The sequence below is a fragment of the Myroides sp. N17-2 genome (assembly GCF_002286775.1).
Classification (GTDB): domain Bacteria; phylum Bacteroidota; class Bacteroidia; order Flavobacteriales; family Flavobacteriaceae; genus Flavobacterium.
The window spans coordinates 1-208 of sequence record NZ_NSGJ01000115.1 but is presented as its reverse complement, the minus strand read 5'-3'; the positions used below and the strand labels follow the sequence as shown (position 1 = coordinate 208).

At 38.5% G+C, this 208-nt stretch carries 1 tRNA gene; it reads left to right on the top strand.

Going from position 1 to position 208, the window contains the following annotated elements:
- Positions 1 to 44 precede the first annotated feature (44 nt).
- Positions 45 to 118: transfer RNA gene (locus tag CF599_RS19310), tRNA-Ile, on the top strand.
- The last annotated feature ends 90 nt before the right edge of the window (positions 119 to 208 follow it).

Here is a 208-nt window from a genome sequence, read left to right as displayed (position 1 = left end):
TCTCGCTGTTAATACCAAAAAAAAGATACAAACAAAAAGTATAGAGTCTCGTAGCTCAGCTGGTTAGAGTACTACACTGATAATGTAGGGGTCGGCAGTTCGAGTCTGCCCGGGACTACTAAATACTTAAATGGATGTATTAAAAGGAAATACTAGAGGTTAGCTAACCGTTTAAAGGTAGTGATACCAATAGATAAACGGGGGATTA